The organism is Tissierella sp. (assembly GCF_032104385.1).
In the GTDB taxonomy this organism is placed as follows: Bacteria; Bacillota; Clostridia; order Tissierellales; family Tissierellaceae; genus Tissierella.
This window is the reverse complement of the sequence record NZ_DAMCHJ010000005.1, coordinates 91,783-107,384: the sequence shown is the minus strand read 5'-3', so window position 1 is coordinate 107,384 and position 15,602 is coordinate 91,783. Positions and strand designations below refer to the sequence as shown.

Below are 15,602 nucleotides of genomic sequence, written 5' to 3'. Positions count from 1 at the left end.
TAATTCTACCTTTCAGTTTTTACAAATTTATCTACAAAGGTCATCTTAGAATAATCAATTTCTATCCCTAATGCTTTAGCTGTATCTACATTTATATGAAGCTCCAAATTTTCCGGAGACTCTATTGGGATTATTTTTGGATTTTGGCCTTCAAGAATATTCGCTACCAATCTAGCAGATTGAAAACCTTCATTATAATTGGTACTGCCATAAAATGCCAGTATCCCCTTCTCAACTTGAGTATCATTAACACCCATAACAGGAATCTTATATTCTAGTGATGCAGCTACTATATCTTCAATTGTTGATTCAAATAGTAAACTACACATTAACATTATACCGTCAAACTTATTATGATTTTCAGATATAGTTTCAATAATTTCATCCCTATTTGTAACTGAAATCAGTTCTAATTCTATTTTAAGTTTATCAGCCGCCTCATACAAGAACTTTGAACTTGGACCAAAAGGTGTGGTTAATGGATTATATAATATCAATACATTTTTAGTATCTGGTACTATTCTCTTTAAAAACTCCAATCTTTTACCAGATAGCCTAACATAATGACTATCAACTCCTGTTATATTACATCCTGGTGAAATTATATCCTCTATAAAGCCAAGTTCTACAGTACAGCTTACACCTATAAATATTATGGGTATTTCCTTATTATCTGCATATTTTTTAGCAGCAGATGTTTCAAAGGTTCCAGTAGTTATAATAATATCTACATTTTCTTCGACTAATTCTTCTGCAAAGGAGTCAAGCTTACTCCTATCACCCTTAGCATTTTTTATAATAATTTCCAACTCGTCTTCCTTGTATCCATAATGATATAATCCATCTATCATTGCTTCAACTTTTCCCATTCTAATATCTGTAGCAGTAATAACTCCAATTCTATATTTCACATTTGTACCTTTATTAAGATACTTATCTAATGCCTTTTCTATATGGGGAATAGATATTACCAATAATACTATTAATAGTATTATTCCTATTATGGATTTTTTCATATTTGCCTCCCATGCCCTTTTCCAGATTTTATACAAGATAAGCAAAACTCTGTAGTTTCACTAGCTGTGATTATTTGCTTACATATACTACATTTTTGTTTAGTTCCACTAGCAAGTATCTTTGGCTCCATTAATATAAAATCATCTACCTTTTTAGGTTTCAATTCTAATGATTTATAATAGCAAACCTCAGCACATAATCCGCAACCAGTACAAGCTTCATTTATTAACAATATATCTAGCTTGTCCCCTTCCTCTTTATATTTTAATGCCCCCATAGGACAAAGTATGACACAAGCCCTGCAAAAATTACATACTCCTTTTAATGAGGGCTTTAAATAATCCATCATTTCAACATTAGATGCTAATTTATTTTTTTCCTCATTGAGAACCTTAGTTAATATTGGATATTTTGAAATGGTTGGATTTGGAGCTATTTCTCTAGACTTTTTTTCTTCCCCATTGGAGCCTAATATGTATTTTATTGCAAAACTAGGCAGTTTCTTAAGTGATTTAAAAGCTGAAAATAAAAATTCCCTTCTCTCATCATCAAATTCCTTATCATTTAATATCTTGTTTTTCTTGATTTTAGGAATAGTTTTTACATATTTTATAGAGTTCCCTTCTAGATTTAGAGTTCTCTCAATTTTTCTTACCTTTTCCATATTACTCAAATAACAATTAATTCCATTGTCCACATCGCATTTCTTACATATTTCTTCAGAAAAAACACTATTCACTTCAAAGGGTAAAATGTCTATACCTAATAGAAATTCTAAAGTCAGACTTCCTAAACAAGGCACCCTAAAAATATCATTTGATATATTACCATTTTTCCTACAAGTTAAAGCTACTTTGTTATTTGCTTTTCCCCTCTCTACTATATAGTTATATAGATTTAATTCCGTTGGTTCTTGAATGGATATAGCACCATTGGGACATACTGATGCACAAAGTCCACATTCAACACAGTTATCATTAAGATTAACTTGCGTATTTTTAATATCTATTCCATTTGTTGGGCAAATATCTATACATTTACTACATTTACTCAAAGGAGAACGTATCCTTGAGCAGCGTTGTTGACTTACAAATATTGCCCCCATTCTAGAAGTGACAGCATCTATTATGCTTTCAAATTTTAACATATTCATCTCTCCATATTAGCTAAGTAATCCTATAATAATTTACAAACTACCTTTATCTATGATACTATTGTATGTTTTTTACTTTGTCAATAAACTAATTAATGGCTATAAGAACAAGGTACTAAAATTAGTACCTTGTTCTTATAGTTATGCCTTTTTATCTTCTAAATTAATTTCCATATCCTCAGATATTTTATTTGCATGGTTTTTAAACTCTCCTATTGCCTTTCCAAATGCTTTTCCTATTTCTGGAAGTTTTCCAGGCCCGAATATAACCAATGCAATACCTAGTATAAGTATCAATTCTCCTGTACCTAGTTTACCAAACATTATTACCCCTCCTTCATAGCAGATTGAATATTTTATTTACCACCTTGATAACGTTCTTCTGGTTCTCCATCCTTTAGAGCCTTATCTAATCCAATATAAGTAACAGCAAGATCTAAATTTAATTCCTCTTTCAAACCCTTCGCCTTATTCTCCTCAATCATTTTACTAACCTGAGATTCCGGGTCATATAAATCACCAAAAAATCTTGCATGAGATATACAAGTGCTTACACAAGCAGGTAATAACCCTGCTTCTGCCCTCTGTATACAAAATGTACATTTCCCAACTTTCTTTGTTTCATTATTCATATATCTGGCATCATAAGGACATGCTGAAACGCAAGCTCCACACCCTATACATTTTTCTTCATCTACTACAACTATACCACCTTTAACATGGTAAGTTGCTTTTACAGGACACGCTTTAATACAAGGTGCATCTATACAATGATTGCATAGTTTCGGAAGCTTTACTCTAGATACTTGAGGATATTCTCCAGTATCCCATTCTTCAACCCAAGTATTAAAACATCCCTCTGGAACATCATTTTCCATTTTACAACTAACAGTGCAAGCATGGCATCCAACACAACGTTCCAAATCTATAACCATTCCATATCTTTTCATCCTAAATCACCTCTTTAAATTTATTGGTTTTCTTCCATTAAATATTCTAAGTCCAAATCTATCCATCTAGCAGTAACTCCAGTTAGATAGGAATATAAGCCTTCTCCTTTCTCTTTTGTCAATATGGCATAATCCCTTATCCACTTAGCTAGATGCTCCATAAGAAAATCCTTCTCTAATTTTTTCCACTTATTAGCCTTTTCAATTTGCCCTTTTTCCAATGCCAAAATCTCAAAATTAACCAAGGATGTTAAAAAGGCTAATTCAAAAGCAATATGATCAGGATAATGATTTTCTATAAGGGGTTGAAAACCATTAAGCTCCTCTACTTTGAAATCTACCATTTCATAGCATGCCTTTACATGAAAAGTCTCTTGACTATCTAACTTCCCATAGTAAGCCTTTCTGTTTTTCACCTTTTTATTCCTTATTGCCGCCTCATAAGGAGGTACAAACAGTTTTGAAGTAGGTACAAAAAATCTATCATAATATTCTTGAGTAAGGTAATCTAAACTTTTCCCCTCAAGAAAATCTATTTTATCTATAGTTAGTTCCTTAAAGTATTCTGAATTATTTCTTATTAAGTTTATTAATTCTTGTGAAGGAGTATTTAAAAATGAAAATGATAGAAATTCATATATCTCCAATCGTTTTTTTGCTATAAAAACAAATTCCTGTATCATTATTTCACTCCTATCTATGCCTTCTCCACCTTATAAGCTCCACCATTTCTACCTGGACCTCCTGTTGAAGATTCAGAAATTCCAAAAATCCCTTTTACTTTTGGATCTATTAGATTCATTAAATGTACACCTGTACCCATAGCTTCGTTACCATCTTGAGCATTTCCTTCAACACTATATCCCTTTGCACCATATTCCCAATGCCCATATCCGAATGCTATACCTATTGTACCTTTTGCTATACCAGGTCTAACTAATGCATGACCAATAAATTCACCGCCTGTAGCTGGTATTACCTTAACCTTGTCCATGGTACCTATTCCTAATGCCTTAGCATCCTCAGTATTTAACTCAACATAATTATATTTATTTAAATCCCTTAAACTAGAGCTATTAGCAAGCATACTTACGCTTCTAAATTTTGGCTTATAATTTGCAGCCTTAAATGGCCATTCTGTTTCTGGAAATACATCTCTTACTAAGCTGCCATCAGAGAAAGATTCTGGATTCCAAGTAGCTACACCACTATAATATTCACCTGTTAATGAATTTTTACTTGTTGCAAGTTTCTCAATATATAAATTAACTGCTCCTTTATAAGCATATTTATGATTATCTCCATCAAATCCTGAGCCATGATCTTCAAAGCGACCGCCTCTTGCAATTACATTTAATGCTTTAGGCAATTCTTCTTTTGTTAATATATTAGTCCAATCCTTGATAGCATTTTCTAAGTCTTGCATTTCTATTTCTTCCTGTTTAATATCATTTACAGGTTCATCATCATATGCAATATTTGCAACACCTCTAAGGAAATAATCTTCTCTACTATTTAGCGGCAATAAATTATCATTCATATCTAATATTGCCTTATCTCCAAATCCTGGTAATCCAATTTTTTTAGCAACATCTATTACATATGTTTCAAATGATATATGTCTTCCATCTTCTAATTTTGGAGTTGCTGGTTCTACTACTGGCCATCTAACAGTTATACTTTTTCCTGAAAAGTTTCCTTCCACATTAGCTAGTCCCCAACTCTCATAAGGAGTTGTGTCTGGTATAATATAATCTGCTAGGGCTGTCATTTCTCCCATATATGCATCACAAGAAATAAATAAAGGAACATTTTCAACACTCTTTAATGATTCTATTACCTCTTTTCTTGCTGCAGCTGGTACTGCTAATAAAGGGTTAGCCATCCAATTTAAAACTATCTTTGCCTGATATGGATATTTATTTATAATAGAAAATATTCCTTGATTATCAGAACCACTACCTACTGGATGCCATGGCATTTTAGATGGATAAGGATTCTTTCCCTTAGCAACTTTTTCTTTGTACTCAGATGTATCCTCATATCTAATACCAGTACGGCTAATTCTCATACCTGTTGCTTTTGGCCCATCTGGTATAATATTTAACTGATATCTTGGTCCAGGGGCAACAGTTTTATATGAGTTTCTTCTTGTAATTGCTCCACCTTTTTTATTTATACTGCCTACCATAGCCATTAAAATATAATGAATCATAGTTATATCAGAACCATTTGCAGTAGCCGTACTACCCATTCCATCTGCTGAAACCTTAGTTCCATGAGAAGTAAATTCATTTGCTATTTCCACTATTTTATCCTTTGGAATTCCACATGCTTCTGAATATTCATCTATTTCATGTTTAAATGCACTTTCTTTTAAAATGACAAAGGATGTCCTTACTTGTATTTCCTTTCCATTAGTTCCTTTTACTTTTCCTTCATATGATAAATCTGCTGTACTTACCTTATCATATCGAGCAAACTCTTTAGTAGAATCATCTATCACTATAAATATGTCTTCCTCTTCCTCTTCTACTTCTAATCCTAAATCTTCAGCTCTAAGCATTTTTTTATAATTTGGATGTTTAGGATCGTCTATTACCAAATGGCTAGCATTTGTCCAGCCGTTAAATCCTTTAGAGACAGCGGACTCAAAATTCGGTGAACTTAAGAATTCCTTATTATATTTATCATTTTCTATAATCCATCTAAGCAACGCCATACCAAAGGCATTATCTGTTGTTGGTTTTATTGGTACCCACTCACTATTTTCATATAAAGGTGTAACAGCTCCCCCAGCAAGAACCGGATCTACTACTGAATACTTAAGACTTCCTTCTTTCACCCTAAACTTTATCTGTCTAGCTATAGTTTGCATAGGCTTTCCGCTATGTCCTGGAAATGCCCCAGCATATAATATATATTCTGCATTATTTATATCTGGTCTTAAGTTTTGTCCACTTGCTATTACCTGCGCCGCAGGTGTTTTTGAGCCACCTCAAGAATAACCATGTCCAAAGTTATTTACAGTCCCAAAAGAATTTGTGAATCTACCAGCAAAAGAAGTCCTTCCATCTCCACGTCCTCCGAAGAATACCAATTGATTTGCCTTTGACCCAAATTCTGGTGCTTTTGGATCTATTGGACTATCTAAATCTCTTACAGTTTTAAATCCATCAATTACAATATCTTCACCTATATCCTTAAATATCTTTCCACCCTCTACTGTTTCTTCAACTGCCTCATCCCAAGTAATTGGTTTCCATTTTCCTTCTCCTCTTGACCCTGTCCTTTTTAATGGAACTAATATCCTCATAGGATCATTGTGAGATTCCAATGTAGCATTTCCTCTAGCACATAATGCCCCACGATGAATACTGCCTTTATCTTTATAGCCACTGAAAGCTAAATAAGATTCTGTCAAAGGTTCTTCAAATGAAAGATGCGGTTCTGCATTATTGGGATTATATGGATTACCATATACTCTTAATATCTTTCCAGTATTTTTATCAATTTTTACACGATTTCCACAAGAACTATAGCAACCCAAACATGCACTATGTCTCATCAATATTGATGGTTCTACCTCAACAGTGCCTGTTTCTAAATCAATTTTAGCTTCTGGCTTTTGTCCTGGGAATTGAGAAAGTTCCGGGAATTCATCTGGAACATTACTGTCTACAGGTTCTTTCTTGCTGCATCCTATAGTTAATCCAGTAAAGCTTAATGCTCCTATGCCCCCTAACATTTTTAAAAATGTACGTCTTTTCAATTTCCTTCACCTCACAAAATTATTTATATTATATTTAATTAAATATATATTGCAATATCTATGCCAAAAATATATCATATTAAATATCTGCAATGAAATATAAAGTTTTGAATTTATGAGGGGTCTATAATATCTTTTTATATTATGATTTTATATAGTAGTTATTTTGAAATTTTTCATGTCATAATGGCAATCATTATGACATTTTGGCACAAAAGTTGTCATGTAGTTAACAATGAATTATATAGTTGCAATCATAATATATCTGTATTATAATACATTGTAATTAGTTTAATTATAAATTAAAGGATTGGAAGTTGATTTTATGAACCTTAACTCCTATGAAGATTTAAATTACAATGCTAAAATTAAAATAGTCTTTAATAACTCCGCATTTGGTCCTGGAGTTGCTAAAATTATGAGTCTTGTAAAAGAAACAAACAAACTATCAGAAGCTTATAAGGTTATGGGGCTTTCTCCCAGTAAAGGATGGAAAATTATTAAAAGAGCCGAGGAAGAGCTGGGCTTCCCATTGTTCATTACTGTAGTTGGAGGTAAAGGCGGGGGTAAATCTGAACTTACAGCAGAGGGAGAAGAGTTATTATCTAAATATCAATCCTTTGTTAATGAATTGAATATAGAAGCAGAAAAGCTTTTTCATAAATACTTTTCTTCTTAAATATATTTTAATATCTTAAATTAATCGTCCTTTTGGACGATTTTAAAAGCCTTTCGTTACTCTCGATAGAGATATTAGCTTTATAATATAATTATAGTTCAATGCAGGAATCTTTCCTGTTATTATAAATATAATCAAGGAGGAATTTTAAATGAAAACAAGAAAATTTTTAGTTTTATTACTTGTATGTATTTTATCTATTACACCAATGATTGGGTGTAGTAAAGACAAGGTTGATACACCAGAGAACAATACTGCTGTAGATGTAGGTAAGGAAAATGGACAAGAAGATCCAAAAGAAGAAGTGGAGTTGCTTATTTCAGCTGCTGCAAGCTTAACCGATGTATTAAATGAATTATCAGAAGTATATAAGGCTATAGAACCAGAAACTACTCTTAATTTCACATTTGGAAGTTCTGGAGCTTTGCAAGCTCAAATAGAAGAGGGGGCTCCTGTTGATATATTTATGTCAGCGGCACAAAAACAAATGAAGGCCCTAGACGAAGGTGGACATATATTAGATGAAACAATTAAGACTTTGTTAGTAAATAAAGTAGTACTTATTACTCCAAAGGATGGAGAAGTTGAATTGAAATCATTTGAAGACTTAACTAAGGATGAAGTTAAGAAAATTGCAATAGGTGACCCTGCAAATGTCCCTGTAGGTCAATATAGTGAGGAAATATTTAACAATCTAAATATAATGGACAAGGTTAATCCAAAGTTTGTACTAGGTAGTGATGTTAGAACAGTGCTTACTTGGGTAGAAAGCGGAGAAGTTGATTGTGGTATAGTTTATGCAACAGATGCCTTTACATCAGATAGTATAAATATCGTCACTGAGGCACCTGAAGGAAGTCACAAAGAAGTTAGCTATCCTGTTGCTGTTGTTAAAGATAGTAAAAATCCTGATAGAGCTAAGGCATTTTTAGACTTCTTATCAACAGATAAAGCTACAGAATTATTTGAAAAATATGGTTTCTCAATGAAATAGAAATGGACTGAGGATATATGAGTTATTCTCCTTTATTAATATCATTAAAAGCAGCAATTATTGCAACAATTATAACCTTTATCTTAGGAGTCTATATTGCATATTTAACTACAAAGTTAAAAAAATTTAAAGGACTAGTGGATGGGTTTTTAACCCTTCCACTAGTCTTACCCCCCACTGTTGTAGGTTTCTTCTTGCTTATACTTCTAGGAAAAAATAGCTTTATCGGTAAATTATTATCCATATATGATATTTCAATTGTATTCTCTAGCACTGCAACTATTATAGCTTCTACTGTAGTATCTTTTCCATTAATGTATAGAACTGCAAGAGGTGCATTTGAGCAATTAGATAAAAATATGATTTATGTAGCTAAAACATTAGGATTATCTGAGCATAAGATATTTTTAAGAATAATGTTGCCTAATAGTTTACCTAGTATAATTGCAGGGACTATCTTAGCATTTGCAAGAGCCTTAGGTGAATTTGGTGCTACTATTATGCTGGCAGGAAATATTCCTGGAAAAACTCAAACCATGGCTGTTGCAGTTTACAGTGCTGTTCAAGCTGGAAACAGAGGACTTGCTTATAGATGGGTTGCTGTTATGGTTACAATATCATTTATAACCATAGTAATAATGAATAAATTTGAAAATTTACAATTCAGTAAAGCAAGGAGAGGGGGTAATTAGCCATTCTTTATGCAAATATTAAAAAGAAATTTGGAGATTTTATACTAGATGTAGAATTTGAAACAAAAAAAGAGACCTTAGCTCTCTTAGGAGCTTCTGGTTGTGGCAAAAGTATGACATTAAAATGTATTGCTGGAATTGAAACACCAGATGAAGGACAGATTATATTAAATGATAAAATATTTTTTGATAGTAAGAAAAAGATAAATTTGTTACCTCAAGATAGAAAAGTCGGTTTATTGTTTCAAAACTATGCCCTTTTTCCTAATATGACTTTAGAAAAAAACATAGCTATTGCCGTTCCTAAAAATCATCATAACAAATCAGAAATTATAAAAGATATAGTTAAATCCTTCTCATTAGAAGGATTGGAAAATAATTATCCTCATCAACTATCTGGAGGTCAGCAACAAAGAGTAGCTCTAGCAAGAATGTTGGTTAATGAGCCTAAAATTTTAATGTTAGATGAACCATTCTCAGCTTTAGATGAGCATTTAAGATGGCAAATGGAAAAGGAACTTATTGATATATTAAAAAAACATGATGGCAGTACCTTATATGTTTCCCACAATAAAGATGAAGTTTATAGAATATGTGATAGAATAGCAGTGCTAAATAATGGAAAAATAGAAGAAATTAATTATAAAGAAGAGTTGTTTGATAATCCTAGTACAATTAATACTGCAATGTTAATAGGTTGTAGGAATATTTCAAGAGCAAAAAAACTCTCTGAAAATATGGTCTACGCATTGGATTGGGACTTGGAATTAATATGCAATAGAACAGTTAAAGATAATATCAAATATATTGGTATACATACTCAGCATATAAATCTTTATCCTGATGATGAGTTTATAAATACTTTTAAATTAAATATAGCAGATATCATCCCTAATTTACACTCTTCTACCATAGTATTAGATAATAATGGAACTTTTAAATCTCCAATATACATGAAAGTCTTGGAAGGAGATTTACATAAAAATAATCTCTATATTCATAAACCAATTTATGTAAATTTTAATATAGAAAAACTTTTATTACTATACTAAAATAAAAATGTTGGAAATCATCCCAACATTTTTATTTACTATGATATGAAAGAAAATCTTCTAAATCTTCTTTTGTATTTAGATTAGAAAACATATCCCAATCTGGACTAAAAACTCTTGCTTCTTTTTCTTCAATAAAATAAGTCTTTGAATTAAAAATCAATTCATTTACTGACCTCTTATGCAATGATAAATGCTTTTCAATTTTTTCTATTATTTCCTTAGAATAAAATCCATTAAAAGGCTCTATTCTATTGTCCTTTTGTGTTACACAAATGTCCACATTAGTATCCTCAAGAATCCTTTTCATATATTTTATATAATCTAAATTTATATTAGGCATATCACAAGCAATTACAAAGATATATTTTGATGAAGATTCTTTTAATCCAGCATGTATCCCTGATAAAGGTCCTTTTCCCTGTATAATATCTGTAATTATTTTAGAGTCAAATCCTTTATATTCATCTGGCCTATTTGTTACAATAATTATTTCACCAAACTCTTTTCTTAATGATTTTATTAATATATCCATAAGTCTATGATTATTAAATTCTAAGAACTGCTTATCAAAACCCATTCTTGAACTTTTACCACCTGCTAGTACTACTGCTGTATTAAATTTATTCATAAAATCATCCTATTGTCTAGCACAATCATGGGCCTTACCTATTAAAATTTCCAGTCCATGATGAACACTATCTAATATATAATCTAAAGATTCTTTAACTGCCTTTGGACTGCCTGGTAAGTTGATTATCAAGGTTTTATTTCTTATTCCAGAAACTCCCCTAGATAACATAGCCCTTGGTGTAATACTAAGACTATAATATCTTATAGCCTCAGCTATTCCATTTGCCATTCTATCACAAGCCCTTACTGTAGCTTCAGGAGTCACATCTCTTTGACTAAATCCCGTTCCTCCAGTAGTTAATATTAGATCTACCTTTAAATTATCTGTCATACTAACTATTTCATTATATATGGTTTGTTCTTCATCTGGAACTATAACTTTTTTTGCTACAATATAACCTTTATTTTCTACAATTTCAGATATTATTTCCCCAGACTTATCTTCTCTTGCTCCTACAGAGCCTTTATCACTTGCAGTTATTATCCCAACATTGAACATATTTATCACTCCAAGTATAATTATATATTCTCAGCTTTTTCTACTCTTACAGCAGAAATCTTATATTCAGCTGTTTTTGTAATGGGGTCAAAGGCTGAATTCGTTAATTCATTTACTGGTGATTCTTTATAATGGAATGTCATAAACATCATTCCTGGTTTTACCTTGTCCGTTATAGTTACCCTTGTTAATATAGAACCTCGTCTTGAGGTAACTCTTACAAATTCCTCTTCTTTTACTCCCAATTTTTCTGCATCTACAGGGTTTATTTCTGCAAGTTCATGAGGTCTTATATCATCTAGTTTCTTAGAATGTCTTGTCATTATATTATAATGATATAACATTCTTCCTGTTGAAAGAAGTATTGGATAATCTTCACATACAAGTTCTGCTGGTTCTTCATATTCAACTGGAATCATCCATCCTTTTCCTCTTGGAAATACTCCTTTATGAAGATATGGTGTTCCTGGATGTTCCTCTGTTGGACATGGCCATTGTAAACCTGCTTTATCTATTCTGTCATAAGTTATACCTCTATAACTAGGTGTTGTTTGTCTTATTTCATTAAATATTTCTTCTGAATTTTTATAATCAAATCCAGCAGCACCTAATCCTTTTGCTACATCAGAAAGTATTTCCCAATCCAGTCTACATTCTCCTGGTGCCTCTACAGCCTTCCTAACTCTTTGTACTCTTCTTTCAGTATTTGTAAATGTACCATCCTTTTCTGCATAAGAAGTAGCTGGAAGTACAACATCAGCAAACTTAGCTGTTTCAGTTAGGAATATATCCTGAACCACAAGAAAATCTAAACTAGATAAAGATTTCTTAACATGGTTTGCATCTGGATCTGTTAAAACTGGGTCTTCTCCCATAATATACATAGCCTTAACATTTCCTGCAAAAGCCTCATCTAACATCTCAGGTATTCTAAGTCCATTATTAGGACTTAATTCTACGTTCCAAATTTCTTCAAAGAATTTTCTACTTTTCTCATCCATTACATTTTGATATCCTGGATAAGTATTAGGAAGTGCTCCCATATCACAGGCACCTTGAACATTATTTTGTCCACGCAATGGGTTTATTCCTGAATTTTCTACACCAAGGTGTCCAGTCAGCATAGCCAAATTTGCAAGATTCATAACATTTGCTGTTCCTGTAGTATGTTCAGTTATTCCTAATGTATAGAATATACCTGCCTTTTTAGTGCTTGTATATAATTTAGCAGTTTCATACAACATTTCCTCAGATATTCCAGTTATCCTAGATACTACCTCTGGAGGATATTTTTCTATCACTTCTAATACTTGATCAAATCCTGTACAACGACTCTTTATAAATTCCTTATCATGCCAGTTTTCTTTTACTATAATATTCATTAATCCGTTTACTAAAGCCGCATCTGTACCTGATTTTAAAGGCAGCCATATAGTAGCCATTTCTGCAAGTTCAGTACGACGAGGATCTATTACTATAAGTTCCGAACCATTTTTAACTGCCTTTTTCATTTTATTTCCAATTATCGGATGAGCCTCTGTAGCATTTGAACCTATTATAAATAATACCTCATTGCCTTCTATTTCCGATATAGCATTGGTCATAGCTCCACTTCCTAATGTTGTTGCAAGACCTGCAACTGTAGGAGCATGTCAGGTTCTAGCACAGTGATCCACATTATTAGTTCCTATGGCAACTCTCATCATCTTTTGGAATACAAAATTATCTTCATTTACACAACGTGCAGAACTCAATCCAGCCACTGAATCTGGGCCATATTCTTCTTTTGCCTTTTTAAGATTACTTACTACTAAAGTCATTGCCTCTTCCCAGCTGGACTCTACAAATTCTCCATTTTTCTTTATTAAAGGCTTAGTTAGTCTATCTGGACTATTTATAAAATCTATATGATATCTTCCCTTTACACAAAGGGAGTTTCCATTTACTGGGGAATCAGGATTCGGAGTTACTCCTACTACTTTTCCGTCTTTAACATTTAGATCAAAGTTACATCCAGTTCCACAGAATGGACATGTAGTACGAACCTTCTCAACTTCCCAAGGTCTTGTCCCTTTTAATTGTTTGTTTATAAGTGCTCCTGTGGGACATGCAGTTATACATTGACCACATAATCTGCAGTTTTTATAATCAATAGGATTATCAAATCCTGTTGTAATCTTAGATTTAAAACCTCTTCCTGAAAAATCAATGGCCGATGTAACTTGAATTTCTTTACATACTCTTACACATTTTCCACATAAAATACATTTGCTTTGATCTCTTTCCATAACGGGATTCAAACTGTCTATTGCATATTTTTTTACTTCTCCCTTATAGGAACCTTCTTTTATTCCATATCTATAGCATAAATCTTGAAGTTGACATTCTCCTGATTTTTCACATGTCAAGCAATCCTGCGGGTGATTTGAATATAGTAAATCTAAAATCTCCCTACGTGTTTTAACTACTCTCTCAGATTCCGTATATACTACCATTCCTTCTTTTACTTTAGCTGAGCATGATGCTACAAGATTTTTAGAACCTTCCACTTCTACTACACATAATCTACATCCTCCAAAGGGTGAAAGCTCCTTATCATAGCATAAGGTAGGGATATCCACACCATTTTCTCTAGCAGCTTCTAATATTGAAACTCCATCTTCTACTATAATTTTTTTTCCATTCATAGTAAGTGTAACCATTTTTTCACCTCCATACTTGATTAAAAGTTAACCAGCTAACTACCAAACTTCTGCATAGGCTACATTAACATAGATTTCTTCTAATTTAGCCTTATGCATCTTTTCCATTTCCATAAGTCCAAGAAATAGTTTTTTCTGTTCCTCATCTATACAGATATCAGCTAGGTTTTTATACATTTCCATAGCCTCTTCCTCATTTTTTATTGCTAGACCAATAGCATCAGCAAATTTCATTTCTACAGTTAGTTTTGGTTTATCTATAGTTTCAGCTATTTTATAATCATTTGTTTGATGTAACTTTATCTCATCTATATTACTAACTAAAAATTCCTCTAAAAATTTCTTATGCTTTAACTCTTCTTCAGCCAACTCTTGGAAGGTTTCCTTAAGATAATCATCCTTAACTTTATTTGTAGCACCTATATAAAATTCATATGCTTCTACTTCATTTTCAACAGCAAATTTTATAATGGCTTTAATATCATCAGTTTTCATCTTATCCCTCCCTAGTCCTTATCTTTCTTAGTTTCTTCAATCTTTTCAATCTTTTCTATTATATCAGATAATCCTAGAGTCTTTGACCAACTAGACTCTACAAATTTATTTCCTATCTTTCTATAAGGTTTATCTGGATTTTCTAACTGAGTCAGTTCAGTCGTCAATCTACCCTTCAAACACAGTGGTCTGCCATTAGCAGGTGACTTAGCCCTTACAGCAACTTTCTTTTTGTTTTTAGACAATACTTCAAACTCACAGCCATATTGACATACTTTACAATTTACAGTCTTAATCTCTGCATCCCAAGTTCTTACTTTTCCCATTAGTCTTTTATCTACCAAAGCACCTACAGGACATACAGTTACACATCTGTTACAGGATATACATTTTGATGTTTCAAAGGTTTGATCTGCATCTAAAACTATTTTAGTTTCATATCCTCTTTCCGCAAAGGATAAAACTTTTCTATCATCTATTTGGTTACAAGTTCTAACACATTTTCCACATAAGATACATTTACTATTATCTTTTAATATATATGGGCTTGATGTATCCATAAGTTTTGGTCTTACTGCACCATCATGTTTTCTAAACTTAACATTATATCTATATGCATATTTTTGTAATAAACATTCTCCTGCTTTTTCACAGGTCAAACAATCATTTGGATGACTATCTAATAAAAGCTGTAAGATATTTTTTCTAGCATTTACTACCTTTTCAGTTTCAGTATTTACAACCATCCCTTCTCTAACTTTAACAGAACAGGAGGTTTCAAGTTTTCTGCTTCCTTCTATTTCAACTAAACACAATCTACAAGCAGATACTACTTCTAGATTTGGGTCATAGCAAAGAGCTGGAATCTCTATACCAAGTTCTTTTGCAGCCTGAATTATAGAATAGCCTTCAGGTACTGTTACACTTTGCCCATCTATTGTAAGATTAACATTTTTCACAATCT

16 protein-coding genes are annotated in these 15,602 nt (G+C 32.3%); 4 read left to right on the top strand and 12 right to left on the bottom strand.

From position 1 onward, the window contains the following. Window positions 1–5: 5 nt before the first annotated feature. From RT714_RS07180 to RT714_RS07150, 7 genes are all read right to left on the bottom strand, one after another. Entirely contained in the window at window positions 6–1,016 is a 1,011-nt protein-coding gene (locus tag RT714_RS07180; RefSeq protein ID WP_313756893.1) for an ABC transporter substrate-binding protein, read from the bottom strand. Next, the gene (locus RT714_RS07175) at window positions 1,013–2,164 is read right to left on the bottom strand and encodes a 4Fe-4S dicluster domain-containing protein (protein WP_313756892.1); all 1,152 of its coding nucleotides are present in this window, start codon (window positions 2,162–2,164) and stop codon (window positions 1,013–1,015) included. The genes RT714_RS07180 and RT714_RS07175 overlap by 4 nt, the downstream gene beginning before the upstream one ends. Window positions 2,165–2,311: 147 nt before the next feature. After that, window positions 2,312–2,494 (bottom strand): twin-arginine translocase TatA/TatE family subunit, encoded by a 183-nt coding sequence (locus RT714_RS07170; RefSeq protein ID WP_072973246.1) that lies wholly within the window; start codon window positions 2,492–2,494, stop codon window positions 2,312–2,314. Between the two features lie 32 nt (window positions 2,495–2,526). Then, window positions 2,527–3,120: a 4Fe-4S dicluster domain-containing protein gene (locus tag RT714_RS07165; protein ID WP_313756891.1), complete on the bottom strand. Its 594-nt coding sequence runs from the start codon at window positions 3,118–3,120 to the stop codon at window positions 2,527–2,529. 20 nt (window positions 3,121–3,140) lie between these two features. Beyond that, window positions 3,141–3,803: a molecular chaperone TorD family protein gene (locus tag RT714_RS07160; protein WP_313756890.1), complete on the bottom strand. Its 663-nt coding sequence runs from the start codon at window positions 3,801–3,803 to the stop codon at window positions 3,141–3,143. 14 nt (window positions 3,804–3,817) lie between these two features. Continuing rightward, window positions 3,818–6,058 carry a molybdopterin-dependent oxidoreductase gene (locus tag RT714_RS07155; protein WP_399326285.1) on the bottom strand — a complete coding sequence of 747 codons (2,241 nt, stop codon included), beginning with the start codon at window positions 6,056–6,058 and terminating at the stop codon, window positions 3,818–3,820. 60 nt (window positions 6,059–6,118) lie between these two features. After that, window positions 6,119–6,892: a hypothetical protein gene (locus tag RT714_RS07150; RefSeq protein WP_313756889.1), complete on the bottom strand. Its 774-nt coding sequence runs from the start codon at window positions 6,890–6,892 to the stop codon at window positions 6,119–6,121. Window positions 6,893–7,217: 325 nt separating this feature from the next. Between RT714_RS07150 and RT714_RS07145 the strand changes: the two genes are divergently transcribed. The 4 genes from RT714_RS07145 (at window position 7,218) to RT714_RS07130 (ending at window position 10,309) form a co-directional block, all read left to right on the top strand. Then, window positions 7,218–7,571 carry a LysR family transcriptional regulator gene (locus RT714_RS07145; protein WP_313756888.1) on the top strand — a complete coding sequence of 118 codons (354 nt, stop codon included), beginning with the start codon at window positions 7,218–7,220 and terminating at the stop codon, window positions 7,569–7,571. Window positions 7,572–7,722: 151 nt separating this feature from the next. Beyond that, the gene (gene modA / locus RT714_RS07140) at window positions 7,723–8,565 is read left to right on the top strand and encodes a molybdate ABC transporter substrate-binding protein (protein WP_313756887.1); all 843 of its coding nucleotides are present in this window, start codon (window positions 7,723–7,725) and stop codon (window positions 8,563–8,565) included. A 17-nt stretch (window positions 8,566–8,582) separates the two neighbouring features. Further along, window positions 8,583–9,257, top strand: coding sequence for a molybdate ABC transporter permease subunit (modB, locus tag RT714_RS07135; protein ID WP_313756886.1), 675 nt, complete (start codon window positions 8,583–8,585; stop codon window positions 9,255–9,257). Window positions 9,258–9,259: 2 nt separating this feature from the next. Beyond that, window positions 9,260–10,309, top strand: coding sequence for an ATP-binding cassette domain-containing protein (locus RT714_RS07130; protein WP_313756959.1), 1,050 nt, complete (start codon window positions 9,260–9,262; stop codon window positions 10,307–10,309). 31 nt (window positions 10,310–10,340) lie between these two features. Here the strand turns inward: RT714_RS07130 and RT714_RS07125 are convergent, their stop codons facing one another. From RT714_RS07125 to RT714_RS07105, 5 genes are read right to left on the bottom strand one after another with little or no spacing between them, the layout of a single operon-like run. Then, on the bottom strand, window positions 10,341–10,940 hold the full coding sequence (locus RT714_RS07125) for a molybdenum cofactor guanylyltransferase (protein ID WP_313756885.1): 600 nt from the start codon (window positions 10,938–10,940) through the stop codon (window positions 10,341–10,343). Between the two features lie 9 nt (window positions 10,941–10,949). Further along, window positions 10,950–11,441: a MogA/MoaB family molybdenum cofactor biosynthesis protein gene (locus tag RT714_RS07120; RefSeq protein ID WP_313756884.1), complete on the bottom strand. Its 492-nt coding sequence runs from the start codon at window positions 11,439–11,441 to the stop codon at window positions 10,950–10,952. 20 nt (window positions 11,442–11,461) lie between these two features. After that, window positions 11,462–14,143: a formate dehydrogenase subunit alpha gene (fdhF, locus tag RT714_RS07115; protein ID WP_313756883.1), complete on the bottom strand. Its 2,682-nt coding sequence runs from the start codon at window positions 14,141–14,143 to the stop codon at window positions 11,462–11,464. A gap of 39 nt (window positions 14,144–14,182) precedes the next feature. Then, the gene (locus tag RT714_RS07110) at window positions 14,183–14,638 is read right to left on the bottom strand and encodes a ferritin family protein (RefSeq protein WP_313756882.1); all 456 of its coding nucleotides are present in this window, start codon (window positions 14,636–14,638) and stop codon (window positions 14,183–14,185) included. An 11-nt stretch (window positions 14,639–14,649) separates the two neighbouring features. Continuing rightward, a complete protein-coding gene (locus tag RT714_RS07105; RefSeq protein WP_313756881.1) occupies window positions 14,650–15,597 on the bottom strand; it encodes a 2Fe-2S iron-sulfur cluster-binding protein in 948 nt (315 codons plus the stop codon). Window positions 15,598–15,602 lie beyond the last annotated feature (5 nt).

Excerpts from the sequence above, each read along its gene's own strand:
- modA (WP_313756887.1), top strand. The coding sequence starts at position 7,723 with ATGAAAACAAGAAAATTTTTAGTTTTATTACTTGTATGTATTTTATCT.
- RT714_RS07160 (WP_313756890.1), bottom strand. The coding sequence starts at position 3,803 with ATGATACAGGAATTTGTTTTTATAGCAAAAAAACGATTGGAGATATAT.
- RT714_RS07175 (WP_313756892.1), bottom strand. The coding sequence starts at position 2,164 with ATGTTAAAATTTGAAAGCATAATAGATGCTGTCACTTCTAGAATGGGG.
- modB (WP_313756886.1), top strand. The coding sequence starts at position 8,583 with ATGAGTTATTCTCCTTTATTAATATCATTAAAAGCAGCAATTATTGCA.
- RT714_RS07170 (WP_072973246.1), bottom strand. The coding sequence starts at position 2,494 with ATGTTTGGTAAACTAGGTACAGGAGAATTGATACTTATACTAGGTATT.
- RT714_RS07110 (WP_313756882.1), bottom strand. The coding sequence starts at position 14,638 with ATGAAAACTGATGATATTAAAGCCATTATAAAATTTGCTGTTGAAAAT.
- RT714_RS07180 (WP_313756893.1), bottom strand. The coding sequence starts at position 1,016 with ATGAAAAAATCCATAATAGGAATAATACTATTAATAGTATTATTGGTA.
- RT714_RS07145 (WP_313756888.1), top strand. The coding sequence starts at position 7,218 with ATGAACCTTAACTCCTATGAAGATTTAAATTACAATGCTAAAATTAAA.
- RT714_RS07165 (WP_313756891.1), bottom strand. The coding sequence starts at position 3,120 with ATGAAAAGATATGGAATGGTTATAGATTTGGAACGTTGTGTTGGATGC.
- RT714_RS07125 (WP_313756885.1), bottom strand. The coding sequence starts at position 10,940 with ATGAATAAATTTAATACAGCAGTAGTACTAGCAGGTGGTAAAAGTTCA.
- RT714_RS07120 (WP_313756884.1), bottom strand. The coding sequence starts at position 11,441 with ATGTTCAATGTTGGGATAATAACTGCAAGTGATAAAGGCTCTGTAGGA.